General features: G+C 61.9%; 18 protein-coding genes. 12 read left to right on the forward strand and 6 right to left on the reverse strand.

The genetic code is table 11. The features are described 5' to 3' along the window. The first annotated feature begins 59 nt into the window (after window positions 1-59). Window positions 60-476: a thiol-disulfide oxidoreductase DCC family protein gene (locus IOD17_RS17530; protein WP_418904291.1), complete on the forward strand. Its 417-nt coding sequence runs from the start codon at window positions 60-62 to the stop codon at window positions 474-476. Window positions 477-480: 4 nt separating this feature from the next. Here the strand turns inward: IOD17_RS17530 and IOD17_RS17535 are convergent, their stop codons facing one another. Further along, on the reverse strand, window positions 481-777 hold the full coding sequence (locus IOD17_RS17535; RefSeq protein ID WP_233686319.1) for a DUF6482 family protein: 297 nt from the start codon (window positions 775-777) through the stop codon (window positions 481-483). 263 nt (window positions 778-1,040) lie between these two features. On the opposite strand from IOD17_RS17535, the gene folM reads away from it, so the two are divergent. From folM to IOD17_RS17565, 6 genes are all read left to right on the forward strand, one after another. Next, the gene (gene folM / locus IOD17_RS17540; protein ID WP_233686320.1) at window positions 1,041-1,751 is read left to right on the forward strand and encodes a dihydromonapterin reductase; all 711 of its coding nucleotides are present in this window, start codon (window positions 1,041-1,043) and stop codon (window positions 1,749-1,751) included. 22 nt (window positions 1,752-1,773) lie between these two features. Further along, the gene (gene folE, locus IOD17_RS17545; protein WP_233686321.1) at window positions 1,774-2,334 is read left to right on the forward strand and encodes a GTP cyclohydrolase I FolE; all 561 of its coding nucleotides are present in this window, start codon (window positions 1,774-1,776) and stop codon (window positions 2,332-2,334) included. Beyond that, the gene (gene folX, locus IOD17_RS17550) at window positions 2,334-2,705 is read left to right on the forward strand and encodes a dihydroneopterin triphosphate 2'-epimerase (RefSeq protein ID WP_233686322.1); all 372 of its coding nucleotides are present in this window, start codon (window positions 2,334-2,336) and stop codon (window positions 2,703-2,705) included. The genes folE and folX overlap by 1 nt, the downstream gene beginning before the upstream one ends. Before the next feature lie 101 nt (window positions 2,706-2,806). Further along, window positions 2,807-3,100 (forward strand): DUF1244 domain-containing protein, encoded by a 294-nt coding sequence (locus IOD17_RS17555; RefSeq protein WP_233686323.1) that lies wholly within the window; start codon window positions 2,807-2,809, stop codon window positions 3,098-3,100. Further along, window positions 3,097-3,441 carry a HopJ type III effector protein gene (locus IOD17_RS17560; RefSeq protein ID WP_233686324.1) on the forward strand — a complete coding sequence of 115 codons (345 nt, stop codon included), beginning with the start codon at window positions 3,097-3,099 and terminating at the stop codon, window positions 3,439-3,441. Before IOD17_RS17555 ends, IOD17_RS17560 begins: the two co-directional genes overlap by 4 nt. A 181-nt stretch (window positions 3,442-3,622) precedes the next feature. Next, the gene (locus tag IOD17_RS17565) at window positions 3,623-4,210 is read left to right on the forward strand and encodes a putative glycolipid-binding domain-containing protein (RefSeq protein ID WP_233686325.1); all 588 of its coding nucleotides are present in this window, start codon (window positions 3,623-3,625) and stop codon (window positions 4,208-4,210) included. 57 nt (window positions 4,211-4,267) lie between these two features. Here IOD17_RS17565 and trxB read toward each other — a convergent pair whose 3' ends face one another. Further along, the gene (trxB, locus tag IOD17_RS17570; RefSeq protein WP_233686404.1) at window positions 4,268-5,218 is read right to left on the reverse strand and encodes a thioredoxin-disulfide reductase; all 951 of its coding nucleotides are present in this window, start codon (window positions 5,216-5,218) and stop codon (window positions 4,268-4,270) included. A gap of 415 nt (window positions 5,219-5,633) precedes the next feature. Between trxB and cysZ the strand changes: the two genes are divergently transcribed. Further along, window positions 5,634-6,386, forward strand: a complete 753-nt coding sequence (gene cysZ, locus IOD17_RS17575; RefSeq protein WP_233686326.1) for a sulfate transporter CysZ — start codon at window positions 5,634-5,636, stop codon at window positions 6,384-6,386. 15 nt (window positions 6,387-6,401) lie between these two features. Here the strand turns inward: cysZ and IOD17_RS17580 are convergent, their stop codons facing one another. Further along, on the reverse strand, window positions 6,402-7,511 hold the full coding sequence (locus IOD17_RS17580; RefSeq protein WP_233686327.1) for an SRPBCC family protein: 1,110 nt from the start codon (window positions 7,509-7,511) through the stop codon (window positions 6,402-6,404). Between the two features lie 82 nt (window positions 7,512-7,593). Here IOD17_RS17580 and IOD17_RS17585 point away from each other — a divergent pair, with 82 nt between their 5' ends. Together IOD17_RS17585 and IOD17_RS17590 are read left to right on the forward strand one after the other, a co-directional pair. Next, window positions 7,594-8,496 carry a LysR family transcriptional regulator gene (locus IOD17_RS17585; RefSeq protein WP_233686328.1) on the forward strand — a complete coding sequence of 301 codons (903 nt, stop codon included), beginning with the start codon at window positions 7,594-7,596 and terminating at the stop codon, window positions 8,494-8,496. A 58-nt stretch (window positions 8,497-8,554) separates the two neighbouring features. Next, complete coding sequence (locus tag IOD17_RS17590; protein ID WP_233686329.1) at window positions 8,555-9,733, forward strand: glycosyltransferase family 4 protein; 1,179 nt, start codon at window positions 8,555-8,557, stop codon at window positions 9,731-9,733. 72 nt (window positions 9,734-9,805) lie between these two features. Here the strand turns inward: IOD17_RS17590 and sfsA are convergent, their stop codons facing one another. Continuing rightward, window positions 9,806-10,513 carry a DNA/RNA nuclease SfsA gene (gene sfsA, locus IOD17_RS17595; RefSeq protein ID WP_233686330.1) on the reverse strand — a complete coding sequence of 236 codons (708 nt, stop codon included), beginning with the start codon at window positions 10,511-10,513 and terminating at the stop codon, window positions 9,806-9,808. After that, window positions 10,503-11,684, reverse strand: a complete 1,182-nt coding sequence (locus IOD17_RS17600; protein WP_233686331.1) for a pyridoxal phosphate-dependent aminotransferase — start codon at window positions 11,682-11,684, stop codon at window positions 10,503-10,505. Before IOD17_RS17600 ends, sfsA begins: the two co-directional genes overlap by 11 nt. Window positions 11,685-11,880: 196 nt before the next feature. Between IOD17_RS17600 and dksA the strand changes: the two genes are divergently transcribed. Beyond that, complete coding sequence (gene dksA, locus IOD17_RS17605; RefSeq protein WP_090251641.1) at window positions 11,881-12,324, forward strand: RNA polymerase-binding protein DksA; 444 nt, start codon at window positions 11,881-11,883, stop codon at window positions 12,322-12,324. A 50-nt stretch (window positions 12,325-12,374) separates the two neighbouring features. Next, entirely contained in the window at window positions 12,375-13,262 is an 888-nt protein-coding gene (gene gluQRS, locus IOD17_RS17610; protein WP_233686332.1) for a tRNA glutamyl-Q(34) synthetase GluQRS, read from the forward strand. Window position 13,263: 1 nt separating this feature from the next. Here the strand turns inward: gluQRS and IOD17_RS17615 are convergent, their stop codons facing one another. Further along, on the reverse strand, window positions 13,264-13,632 hold the full coding sequence (locus tag IOD17_RS17615) for a winged helix-turn-helix domain-containing protein (protein WP_233686333.1): 369 nt from the start codon (window positions 13,630-13,632) through the stop codon (window positions 13,264-13,266).

A 13,632-nucleotide genomic window follows, 5' to 3' on the forward strand; every position in this document is an offset into this window, starting at 1 on the left:
AACTCAGCTATTTTGCGCATACTTTGTACAAAACCTATACAAAGACTTAGACCATGAACATGCAACCTGTCTGGCCCCTGACGCTCTACTACGACGGTGACTGCCCGCTCTGCGCGCGCGAGATACATACGCTGCGTCGGCATGCCAGCATGCAGCGCCTGTGCCTGGCCGATATCAGCCTGAGCGACTTCCACCCCGAATCCATCGGGCATACCCGGCAGACCCTGCAGAACCGTCTGCATGCTCGCTTTGCGGACGGCCAGTGGGTTACCGGCCTGGATGCCACCCTGTGGAGCTGGCGCGCTGCCGGCCTGGGTCACTGGGTAGCGCCGCTGACCTGGCCGGCATTGCGCCCTCTACTGGAACTGGCCTACCGCGTATTTTGCCGCTTGCGCCCACATCTCGACTGGCTGCCGCACCCCGATGGCAGCCAACGCTGCCGCAAACAGCAGTGCGACAGCACATCTGCCCACTGAGCGGCTAGCGCAGACGCAACCAGAGCCCAGGTTCGCTCTCGAGCAAGGCCGGACGCCCGATGATTTCATCGTGGCTTTCCGACTGCAGCAACAGCACCTGACGCACGCCACAGCAGCGCAAACGCATCTTCAGTAGCGCCAGGTTCGGCCAAAGTGCCCGACCTGCTGTGTAGTCCAGCGTGCGCACCCGCCCGGCCTGACTGACTACCCGCACCTGATAGCCACAGCAGCGCAGCGTCAGCACCTCAACCTGCCGCACTCGCCCACATGCCAGCGCCACACTCAACTGCCAAGGCTTCATGATCGCCATACCTGTACAAGAAAACCATTTCTGTACACGATAAAAACAATTTTATTGAGCCGCAATCCGTAAATAAAATTGATTAAACTCAATGAAATAGGGCCTGAAGCGTTAAATACAGCAGTAGCTGCACACCGAGCATGGTTGTACAAACAACATTGCTGGTATAACTTTAATTCCGGTTCAGTCGAGGCCGCGCCTTACTGGTCAGGTAACCCGGCACAGCGTCGCTGAACCCACCCTTTTCTTTCTGCGAGTCGAGCATGAGCGCCAGTGCCGCCCCCATCCTGATTACCGGAGCCAGCCAGCGCATTGGTCTGTACTGCGCCGAACGTCTGCTGGATGACGGTCACTCAGTGATCGTTACCTACCGCCGCGAACGCGACGGCATTGCCACACTCCGGCAACGCGGGGCCCTGGCCTTGCAAGCCGATTTTGCCAACGAAGCCGGCACCCTGGCTTTTATCGAACAACTCAAGAGCCACACCGATAGCCTGCGCGCCATCGTGCACAACGCCTCCGACTGGTTGGTGGAAACACCGGGCGAAGAAGCGGCGGCCTTCCAGCAGCTGTTCAGTGTGCACATGCTCGCGCCCTACCTGATCAATCTGCACTGCCAACCTTTGCTGGCACGTTCCACGCCGGCCGATATCGTGCATATCAGTGATGATGTCGCGCGCAAGGGCAGCGCCAACCGACCCGCCTACTGCGCCAGCAAGGCCGGGCTGGATAGCCTGACCCTGTCGTTCGCCGCGCGCTTCGCGCCACAGATCAAGGTCAACGGCATCGCTCCGGCATTGATCATGTTCAACCCGGACGACGATGCCGACTACCGCAGCAAAACTCTGAACAAATCGGCACTGGGCATCGAACCCGGGCCTCATGTGATCTACCAAAGCCTGCGCTACCTGCTGGATAACCCCTACGTCACCGGTACCACACTGACTGTCAACGGCGGTCGCCATCTCAAATGAGGCTGGCCGCGAGGACCCTGCAATGACCCCAGAACTGCCTAACCACTACCGCGAGATTCTCCTTGGCGTTGGTGAAAACCCTGAACGTGAAGGCCTGCTGGATACGCCCAAACGCGCCGCCAAGGCCATGCAGTACCTGTGCAACGGCTACCACAAGAGCCTGGAAGAAGTGGTCAACGGTGCACTGTTCGAGTCGGATAACGACGAGATGGTGATCGTCCGGGATATCGAGCTGTACTCGCTGTGCGAGCACCATATGCTGCCCTTTATCGGCAAGGCTCACGTCGCCTACATCCCCACCGGCAAGGTGCTCGGCCTGTCGAAGGTGGCACGCATCGTCGATATGTATGCACGGCGCCTGCAGATTCAGGAAAACCTCACCAAGCAGATCGCTGATGCGGTCCAACAGGTGACCAACGCCGCTGGCGTGGCCGTGGTGATCGAAGCCAAGCACATGTGCATGATGATGCGCGGCGTGGAGAAGCAGAACTCGGTGATGACCTCCTCGGTGATGCTTGGAGCCTTCCGTGAATCCTGCAACACTCGCCACGAATTCCTGCAATTGATCGGACGGAGCAAGTAATGCCGCGACTGGAACCCGGGATGGCGCGCATCCGCGTCAAGGACCTGCGCCTGCGCACCTACATCGGTATCAAGGAAGAGGAGATCAACAACAAGCAAGACGTGTTGATCAACCTGACTATCCTCTACCCCGCTGCCGACGCCGTGCGTGACAACGATATCGATCACGCCCTGAACTACCGCACCATCACCAAGGCGGTCATCAGGCATGTCGAGGAAAACCGTTTCGCCCTGCTCGAGCGCATGACCCAGGAAATTCTCGACCTGGTCATGACCAACCCCGACGTACGCTACGCCGAGGTGGAAGTCGACAAGCTGCACGCCCTGCGCTTCGCCGAGTCGGTGTCGATCACCCTCGCCGCTCACCGCTAACTGCTGCCCGGCGCGTCCTGCGCCGGGGCCGTTGCCGCCAGGCGGGCATGCTTCTATCATCGCCGCCAACGTCTCCTCGCCTGCCATCAGAGAGCATCGCCATGACCGAGCAAGAACGTCTCGAACTTGAAGCCGCCGCCTTTCGCAGCCTGGTGCAACACCTGCGTTCGCGCCCCGATGTACAGAACATCGACATGATGAACCTCGCCGGTTTCTGCCGGAACTGCTTGTCCAAGTGGTTCAAGGCGGCGGCCGACGACATCGGCGTGGCCATCACCCCGGACGAAGCCCGCGAAGAGGTCTACGGCATGCCGTATGCCGAGTGGAAAGCCAAATACCAGAAGGAAGCCAGTGCCGAACAGCAGGCCGCCTTCAATAAAGGAAAAGATGCATGAGTGTCCTGAACGAATTTCGCGCCAAGCTGCACAGTGACCATTTCACCTTCGCCGAAACCCTGGCGTTTATCGCCGAGCACTACCAGTACCAGCCCAGCGCCTTCAGCAATGGCGATGTGGCCAACGCGGCCGGGCAGAACGAAGGTTCGTGCAAGACCCTTGGCCTGGCCCTGCTCGAAGGCTTGAGCCTGGAAGAAACCCTGCGCTGCTTCGGCGAGCATTACCGCAGCGTGCTGGCCACCCCGAGCGGCAGCGACCACGGCAATATCCGCGCCCTGATGAATAGCGGTCTGGCGGGCGTGCGTTTCGAGCAACCATCGCTGCAGCGTATCAGTCACTAGTCACTCGCCACGCCCACTGCGCAGATTTCTGCGCAACTGTAGGCAAAGGCTGACAGACATCAGTGTGCGGCCGCTCTAAACTGCGCGCCATCAGTCGAACGAGAACACCAGGGACGGTGCTCCGTGCAGCGTCGTTGCAGCTCTTCCCGGTTTACCCCTTACCCGGCTTGGAGTCGCTTCAATGCAGCAGACCCTGGTATGGAAACCATGGCACAACCCCGGCGTGGAAAACCTGCGCCTGAACATCGATGAGCATGGCATCAACGCCACCAGCCATCTGATGCAAAGCCTGCGGGGCAACAGCATCGCCGCCACCTATGTACTCAACTGCGACCCGCGCTGGCGCTTTCGCCGCCTGTGGCTGAAGGTCGACAACCACGGCCAGCGCAGCCTCAACCTGAAACGCGATATTCGTGGCAACTGGTTTCACAACGGCGAACCGCGCCCGGACCTCAGTGAATGCCAACAGGTGATGCTCTCTGACTCGCCCTTCACCCACACCCCAGCCCTGCAACGCTGCGCCCTGGAAACCGGGCAGAGCGAGTCGCTGCAAGTGGCCTATGTCGACCTGCTGACCCTCAAGGTAGAAGCCCGCAGCCAACGTTACCAGCGTCTGCGCGAAGAAGGCGGGAAAACTCTGTACCGCAGCGAATCACAAGGCAGCAAAAGCCGCGAGCTGACCGTTGACCAACATGCCCTACTGGTCAAAGCCAGCGACCAGTTTTTGCGCATGAGTTCGCGGGACTTGAAGCTCAATACCTGGGTCTAGGCAGGCCGCAGACAACAAAAAGCCTCGATAAAATCGAGGCTTTTTGCATTCTCAGGCTCACTGCCCGTCGAGATAACGTTCCACATCCAGGGCCGCCATGCAGCCGGCACCGGCCGAGGTGATCGCCTGGCGATAGACATGGTCAGCTACATCGCCCGCCGCAAACACGCCGGGCACGCTGGTGGCAGTCGCATTACCCTCACGGCCGCCGTTGACCACCAGATAACCATCCTTGAGCGCCAGCTGGCCTTCGAACAACGAGGTATTCGGCGTATGGCCGATGGCGACGAACAGGCCATCGACACTCAGCTCATCGAAGCTGCCATCGTTGTTCTTCACCCGCACAGCGGTCACGCCCATGTTGTCGCCGAGCACTTCATCCACCTCGGCATTCAGCTTGAGCACGATCTTGCCCTCGGCGACCCGCGCCTGCAGCTTGTCCTGCAGAATCTTCTCAGCGCGGAAGGTTTCCCGGCGGTGCACCAAGGCCACCTTGCTGGCGATATTGGCCAGGTACAGCGCCTCCTCTACTGCGGTGTTGCCGCCACCGACCACCGCCACCTCACGGTTGCGGTAGAAGAAGCCATCGCAGGTGGCACAGGCGGAAACACCCTTGCCCATAAAGCTTTCCTCGCTGGGCAAGCCCAGATAACGGGCACTGGCACCGGTGGCGATGATCAACGCATCGCAACTGTAGGTGCCGCTGTCACCGACCAGGGTGAACGGCTTGCCGGCCAGGTCCACGGCATTGATATGGTCGTAGACAATTTCCGTTTCGAAGCGCTCGGCATGCTCCTGCATGCGCTGCATCAGCGCCGGCCCGGTCAGGCCATGTACATCGCCCGGCCAGTTATCCACCTCGGTGGTGGTGGTCAGTTGGCCACCGGCCTGCAGGCCGGTAATCAGCAGGGGCTTGAGGTTGGCCCGCGCGGCGTAAACCGCGGCGCTATAACCGGCGGGGCCGGAGCCCAGAATGATCACGCGGGCATGACGATTGGTAGACATCAGCAACTCCACCCGGCTAAGCCGGCAGCAATAAAAAGGGACTTCCACAATCACCAGGGGAAGGCAACAGAACCTGCTTATGACCTGCTGCGCGTCGGTCCTGCTGCGTTAAAAACAGCCTCGGAATGCTCATGTACAAAAGTACACTCCGCTTCCTTGCCTGTTTTTGCCTTGCAGGCTCCTAGCTCGCGAAGTCGTAAGCAGGTTCTTTAGTCGGAAGCCCCGCAAAGGGATAAACCATCAGTGCCGCGCAGCCTATGCTCGCTAGCCGCACGGCGGAAATATGCTTTGCCAATGCCCCATATAGGCAGGCCCTATAACGCGCCCCAGGCAATCGTTAGCGTCCGTTACCGAGGCTTTCACCTGCCTCGCAAAGCCGGTAAGGTCGGCGCGACTTCCACCTCATGGAGACTTCCCCATGCCCGCTCCCGTGCTGACCGGCCCGCAATACCTTAGCGAAGGCCTGAAACTGGTCTTGAGCCCCGGCTTGCGGCTGTTCGTACTGTTACCGCTGACGATCAACCTGATCCTGTTTACCGCGCTGATCGTGGTTTCCATGCAGCAGTTTGCCGGCTGGGTCGACACCTTTATGCCCAGCCTGCCAAGTTGGCTGAGCTTTCTCGAATACGTGCTGTGGCCGCTGTTTGTGGTGCTGGTGCTGCTGATGGTGTTTTTCACCTTCACCTTGCTGGCCAATATCATTGCTGCACCGTTTAACGGCTTTCTCGCAGAAAAGGTCGAGGTGGTGGTGCGCGGCCAGGACGACTTTCCACCGTTCAGCTGGGCCGAGCTGATGGCCATGGTGCCACGCACATTGGGCCGTGAAATGCGCAAGCTCGGCTACTTTCTGCCACGCGCCATTGGCCTGCTGATCCTCAGCTTTATCCCGGTGGTCAACCTGATCGCCGCGCCGCTGTGGCTGCTGTTTGGTGTGTGGATGATGGCCGTGCAGTACATCGACTACCCGGCGGACAACAACAAGCTGAGCTGGCAGGACATGCTCGCCTGGCTGCGCGAGAAGCGCTGGCAGAGCCTGGGTTTTGGTGGCATCACCTACGCCGCGCTACTGGTGCCGGGGCTGAATATCCTGATGATGCCGGCGGCGGTGGCCGGCGCCACGGTGTTCTGGGTACGTGAACGCCAGGAGCAGGCGCTGACGACCACTCCCTGAGCTTTACTCCGCAGGCTAGCTGCGCTCAAGCACCGCGCGCAGCGCCTGCATCGAGGCCTGGGATTCGCGCTCGATACGCCGCCCCAGCAGCAGGCGGTTGGCCAGGCGCATCAGCAGATTGTCAAAACCGTACTCCAGGGTGCGAACAAACTCGCAACCGCCTTCCACGTCCTGGCACTCGTAGGTCAGCAGCAGCGCCAGACCGTGATCGCCACGGGCGCTGGCTTGCCAGCGGCGTGCCGGTTGATAGTCGAGCACATCCCAGCACAGATGGCCGGCGCGGCCGCCCGCGTGAATGTCTTCCTCGAAGCGCTCGCCTGCGAGAAACGCCCCTTCGCGGCCGTAGATGCGCAACGAAGACGGATGCCATTCGGGCCAATGCGCCGGAGCGGCGGCATAACTCAGCACCTCATCCGCCGGACGGGTGAGACGGATACGATGCTGCTGACGGTTCTGCTGATAGGTCTGCTCCGGCTCCCAGTGCAGGGTGCCGTACAGCCAGTCCATGAGTGGATGAACGATGCCGAAGTTGCGCGCATGCATCAGCTCACGACGGTGATGCAGGGTGTGCAAGCGGCGCATCTGACGAATCCACGGTAGGCGCGAAACCGGGTGTTCGTCTGGCAGATGCTCGCAGGCGTGCACCACCTCATAACTCATATACCCCAGCAGCATGCTGCCGGCGAACAGCGCGGCAAGGTTGCTGTCGAGGTGCGCCAACAGCCACCAGATGCCCAGCAGCGGCAGGCTATAGAGCACGATCAGCCAGGCGGGAAAGAGGATCACCCGCCAGTCACGCGAAGTTTCATAGCGCATCTGGCCTTCGATGAAAAAGCTGTGGTGATCACCCGTGTGGCGCTTGTAGAACAGCTGACCGAAGCGCGTCTTGTGGTGCCCCAGGCGCTTGTGCACCTGGTACTCGCCCCAACTGAAGAACACCAGAGTCAACGGCACCAGCAGCCACTGCCAGGACGCTACCGCATCCAGCGTGCGCCACAACAGGGTCAGGCAGGTCAGGCCGTAGGCCAGCACAAAGCCGGCATGCAGCCAGGGGTTGTACAGCGGGTGGATGGCATCCCGATAACGCGTGCGGAAAGCCTGGGCATTGTCATTGTTGTAGGCCACGGCATAACTCCTGTGCAGATTGACAGCAGTCTAGGCGCGGCCAGATCATTCCGATAATGGATATTCAGAAAGAGCATTATTCTTGATAACGAATTTGCGCCAGCTCGATCTCAACCTGCTGCTGGTCTTCGATGCACTGATGCAGGAAGGCAACCTGACCCGCGCCGCCGAACGCCTGCACCTGAGCCAGTCAACCGTGAGCAACGCCCTGGCCCGCCTGCGCCAGCAACTCGGTGAAGAGCTGTTTCTGCGCACCGCCCGGGGCCTGACGCCCACCGCCCGCGCCCAGGCGTTGTATCTGCCGGTACGTCAGGCTTTGCGCCTGCTGCAGACCGGCCTGGGCCCGGCCGAGCCGTTTGATCCACAAACGCCACACGCCTTCAGCCTATCCCTGAATGACTACGCACAAGCTGCGCTGCTGCCCATGCTGCAAGCACACCTGGCGCGCAACGCTGCGCAGGTCGAGTTACTGGTGCAAGCCGATGATGCCGATAGCCTGGTGCAACGCCTGGAAAGCGGCGCGCTAGACCTGGCCATCGACTACCTGCATTTCGATTCGCCTGACCTGCACTACAGGCCGCTGCGCGAAGAGCCGCTGGTGGCCATCGGCCGCGCCGGCCACCCGGCCTTTAGCGGCGGGCTGAGCCTGGAGGATTACCAGCAGGCGCGGCATATCACGGTCACCCCGCGCGCCGGGCGCGGCTCGCCACTGGAGATCGTCCTCGGCTCGGCCAGAGTGCGCCGGCAGGCAGCGCTGCATCTGCCCAACTACCTGCCAATTCCGGCCATCGTCGCCCAGACCGATCTGCTCGGCACCGTGCCTGCCCGCCTGGCCGAAGCGTTCGCCCCGGTGCATGCGCTGGAAATCGCGCCACTGCCCTTCGATATGCCGCCGGTGCAGGTCAGCCTGATCTGGCACCAGCAACTGCACCACGACCCGGCACACGCCTGGCTGCGCCAACAGCTGATCGAACTGCTCGACTGACATACAAACGCAAGCAAAACGTCACAGTCATTACACAGCGGCAGCGGACACTGCTGCCATGAGCACAGCTTCCCTGCATATCGCGCTGATCAGCGAAACCTTCGCGCCGGAAATCAATGGCGTGGCCAACACCCTCGGGCGCCTGGTCGAGGGCCTGCGTGGCCGTGGCCATCGCGTGCAACTGGTGCGTCCGCGACAGAACGTCGACCCACGCGGCGCAGCCGATGAGGATTTACTGCTGACCCGTGGCTGGCCCTTGCCTGGCTACCCCGGCTTGCAGTGGGGGCAGTCGTCGCTGCACAAGCTGCTGCGTAGCTGGCAACGCCAGCGTCCGGATGTGCTGTATATCGCCACCGAAGGGCCGCTGGGTTTGTCCGCCCTGCGCGCCGCGCGGCGTTTGCAGATCCCCGTGGTCAGCGGTTTTCACACCAATTTCCAGCAGTACACCGGGCATTACGGCTTTGGCCTGTTAACCCGCCTGCTGACCCATTACCTGCGCTGGTTCCACAACCGCTCGCAGGCGACCCTGGTGCCCAGCGTCAGCCAGCAGATCGAGTTGCAACGCCGCGGTTTCGACAACCTGGCGTTGCTTTCGCGCGGCGTCGACAGTCAGCTGTTTCACCCGGCCAAGCGTTGTGCGGCGTTGCGCGCGAGCTGGGGGCTGGACGACGGCGATATCGCCATCCTGCATGTCGGCCGTTTGGCGGTGGAAAAGAACCTGGCCTTGCTCAGCAAAAGCTTTCAGGCGCTGCAACAGGCGCACCCGCAGCGGCGACTGAAACTGATTCTGGTCGGCGACGGCCCGCAGCGCGCCAGCCTGCAGCAGCAACTGCCGGATGCGGTGTTCTGCGGCCTGCAGCGCGGCGAAGCGCTGGCTGCGCATTACGCCTCGGGCGATCTGTTTGTCTTTCCCAGCCTGTCGGAAACCTTCGGCAATGTGGTGCTCGAAGCCCTGGCTTCCGGGCTTGGCGTGGTGGCGTTTGATCAGGCGGCAGCGGCGCAGCATATCCGCCACGGGCATAACGGCGCGCTGGCGGTGGCCGAGGACGAACAGGGCTTTATCGACGCCGCCAGTTGGCTGTTGACCGACCGCGAAGGCCTGCGCAGGGTGCGCCTGAATGCGCGGCTACATGCCTCACGCCAGGGCTGGCCAGCGATTGTCGAGCTATTCGAGCAGCATCTGCGCAGCGCCATGCAGCCCGCAGCGGAGTTACCCGCGGGCAGCACGCAGCATTGAGCAAACCGTTGTGGGAAGCGGCGAGCTTTACCGCTCGTGTCGCGGCAAAAGCGGAACGCCGCCCGGCCCCTCCTACAACTGCACATCCAGACGCTTGACCAGCTGCACGCCCTGCGCGCTGATGGCTGCGCCATAGGCCAACACTTCAACACCCGCGCTCACCGCTTCACGCAAGGCAGCGGCGTAGACCGGGTCGATTTCTTCGGCCGGGCGCACGGCATCAATGTCCGTCAGGTTCACGCAATACAGCTGCACCGCGCGAATGCCCTCAAGGGCCAGTGCCGCCAGTTCACGCAAGTGTTTGCTGCCGCGCTCGGTGCGCGCATCGGGAAAGGCGGCGACGCGGCTATCGGCAAAGCCCAGCGTCACGCTCTTGACCTCAACAAACGCCACGCCTGTGGGGTAGTCCAGGCGAAAATCAATGCGGCTGCGCTCCTGGCCATAAGGCACTTCGCGCTTGAGGCTGGTAAAGCCGCTGAGCTCGGCAATCAACCCGGCGCGTAACGTCTCTTCGACCAGGGCATTGGCGCGCCCGGTATTGATGACCGCCAGACGACCATGCGGTGTTTCACCAATCTCCCAGCTGCCCGGCAGCTTGCGTTTGGGATCGTTGCTGCGACTGAACCAGATGCGCGCGCCCTCGCTCATACAGTTGAGCATCGAGCCGGTATTGGCACAGTGAATGGTCAACAGCTCGCCGCTGGCCGTTTCGATATCGGCGAGAAAACGCTTGTAGCGACGCAGCAGGCGCCCTTCTTCCAGTGGCGGCTCAAACTGCATGGGGCTGCCAACTGATCAGGCCACGCTTGATCCGCTCCACCGCCTGCTGCAAACGCGGCAAGTCCTGGGTGTAGGCAAAACGCACATGCTGCGTCGCCAGGTGGCGACCGAAATCCAGGCCAGGGGTGAAGGCCACATGTTCGGTTTCCAGAAAGTGTTGGCAGAAGGCAAAAGCATCACCGCCAAAGGCGCTGATATCGGCATACAGATAAAAGGCCCCTTCCGGCTCCACGGCAATCTTGAAGCCCAGCTCGCGCAACGCCGGCAGCAGGAAATCTCGGCGGCGCTGAAACGCATGGCGGCGCTGTTCAAGGATCTCCAGGGTCTGCGGCGCAAAACAGGCCAGCGCAGCATGCTGAGCCATGCTCGGCGCGCTGATATAGAGGTTCTGCGCCAGTTTCTCCAGTTCCGGCACGGCAGCCGGTGGCGCCACCAGCCAGCCCAGGCGCCAGCCGGTCATGCCGAAATACTTGGAAAAACTGTTGAGCACAAAGGCTTCGTCGTCCACTTCCAGCACGCTGGCGGCGTCTGTGCCGTAGGTCAGGCCGTGATAGATCTCATCCACCACCAGATGGCCGCCGCGCGCTTTCAGCGCCTGGGACAGCCCGCCCAGCTCATCACGGCTGAGCAAGGTGCCGGTCGGGTTAGCAGGGGAAGCCACCAGCGCACCGACGCTATCCTGATCCCAATAACGCTCGATCAGCTCGGGCGTCAGCTGATAACGCACATCCGGGCCAACTGGCACCAGCTGCGCCGCGCCTTCGACCAAGCGCAGAAAGTGGCGGTTGCAGGGGTAACCGGGGTCGGCCAGCAACCAGTGCTTGCCCGGATCGACCAGCAGACTGCTGGCCAGCAGCAGCGCGCCAGAGCCTCCGGGGGTGATCAGAATGCGCTGCGGGTCGATGTCCAGACCGTAACGTTGGCCATAGAAACTGGAAATCGCCTCGCGCAGGGCCGGCAGGCCGCGTGCGGCGGTGTAACGGGTGTGGCCATCGGCCAGGGCCGCCTGCCCGGCGGCGACAATCGGCGCGGCGGTGGTAAAGTCCGGCTCGCCGATTTCCAGGTGGATCACATCATGACCATCGGCCTGCAACTGATTGGCACGGGCCAGCAGCGCCATCACGTGAAAAGGTTCTATGGCGCGGCTGCGCGCACTGTAGGACTGAGCCATGGGACTGCCTGCCTGGGAGATAAGGCGCGGATTCTAAAGCATACCCGGCGCAGCTTCGACAACCGGGAGTGGCGCAGGCCGAGTTGTTCTGGTAAGTTCGCCCGCTTGCAGCCGCAGGGCCAGCTCTACGTGAGGTGGAGTTGGCAAGGGACACCGTCCTGCGCAGGTGATTAGAGAGAGTGAGAGGCGGTCATCCATGCCCACCAAAGCAAAAGCAAAAAGCAGCCAACTGACTCGCGGTTTCGAGCCCTATAAAGAAACAAAGGGCGAGGAATACATGGGTGAGCCGATGCGCGCCCACTTCACCGGCATCCTTAATAAATGGAAGCTGGAGCTGATGCAGGAAGTTGATCGTACTGTGCACCACATGCAGGACGAAGCAGCCAACTTTCCCGATCCAGCGGACCGTGCCAGCCAGGAAGAAGAGTTCAGCCTGGAACTGCGCGCCCGTGATCGCGAGCGCAAACTGATCAAGAAGATCGACGAAACCCTGCAGCTGATCGAAGACAACGACTACGGCTGGTGCGATTCCTGCGGCGTGGAAATCGGCATCCGCCGCCTCGAAGCCCGCCCCACCGCCACTCTGTGCATCGATTGCAAGACGCTGGCGGAAATCAAGGAAAAGCAGATCGGTTCCTGATCTGACCCAGAGGGTGCTTCGGCACCCTCTGTTGTTTCTGGCCTCCTCAGATGAACACGCCCGCCTATATCGGCCGCTTCGCCCCCACCCCGAGCGGTTACCTGCACTTCGGCTCACTGGTCGCCGCCCTGGCGTCGTACCTGGACGCGCGCGCGGTAAACGGCCGCTGGCTGCTGCGCATGGAAGACCTCGACCCGCCACGTGAAGTCGCCGGGGCCCAGGCCGGGATTCTCAGTACCCTGGAAAGCTACGGTTTTGAATGGGATGGCGAGCTGGTGCGCCAGAGTGAACGCCACGGCGAGTACGCCGCATTGGTCGAACGCCTGCTCAGTCAGGGCCTGGCCTATGCCTGCACCTGCTCACGCAAGCAACTGGAAGGCACTCAGGGCATCTACCCCGGCACCTGCCGCAATGCCGGGCATGGCTTTGCTGATGCGGCGATTCGCTTGCGCGTACCGGAACTGAGCTACCACTTTGTCGATCGCGTACAGGGCGATTACCGCCAGCACCTGGGCCGCGAGGTGGGCGATTTCGTGATTCGTCGCCGCGATGGCCTGTATGCCTACCAGCTGGCGGTAGTGCTCGACGATGCCTGGCAGGGTGTGACCGATGTGGTGCGCGGTGCCGACCTGCTCGACTCCACCCCGCGCCAGCTGTACCTGCAGGAGCTGCTCGGCTTCTCGCAACTGCGCTATCTGCATGTACCGCTGATTATCCAGCCCGATGGCCACAAACTCGGCAAATCCTATCGCTCGCCACCGCTGCCGGCTGACCAGGCTACGCCACTGCTGATCCGTGCCCTGCGTGCCTTGGGCCAGCAGTTGCCGGAGGCCGCCAGCTACGGCCAGCCTGCTGAGCTGCTGCGCTGGGCCAGCATGCACTGGGATGCCACGCGCATTCCACGCAGCCTGACCCTGGCCGAAGCGCAGCTGCGTTAAGTCAATCGACGCAATCCCCGACAGGGGCTTCGGCCAATAACCCGGCCAGCTCATCGCAACCCGCCTGCACCGCTGCCAACGCCTGGGCGCACAGCGCTCGGTAACGTTGCAACACCTGCACACCGGTTTCTGTCAGTTGCGTACCACCGCCGTGCTTGCCGCCGGCCAGGGTGCTGACCAGCGGCTGCTTGAAGCTGCGGTTCATGGTTTCCACCAAGAGCCAGGCACGTCGATAGGACATGCCCAACGCACGCGCCGCCGCGCTGATCGAGCCGTACTGGGCAATGGCATCGAGCAGATCGGCCTTGCCCGGGCCGAGTGCAATATCACTGCCGTTATGCAGGCGGATTTTCAGGTCGAGGCGATACAT

The organism is Pseudomonas anguilliseptica (assembly GCF_021375795.1).
Taxonomy (GTDB): domain Bacteria; phylum Pseudomonadota; class Gammaproteobacteria; order Pseudomonadales; family Pseudomonadaceae; genus Aquipseudomonas; species Aquipseudomonas anguilliseptica_A.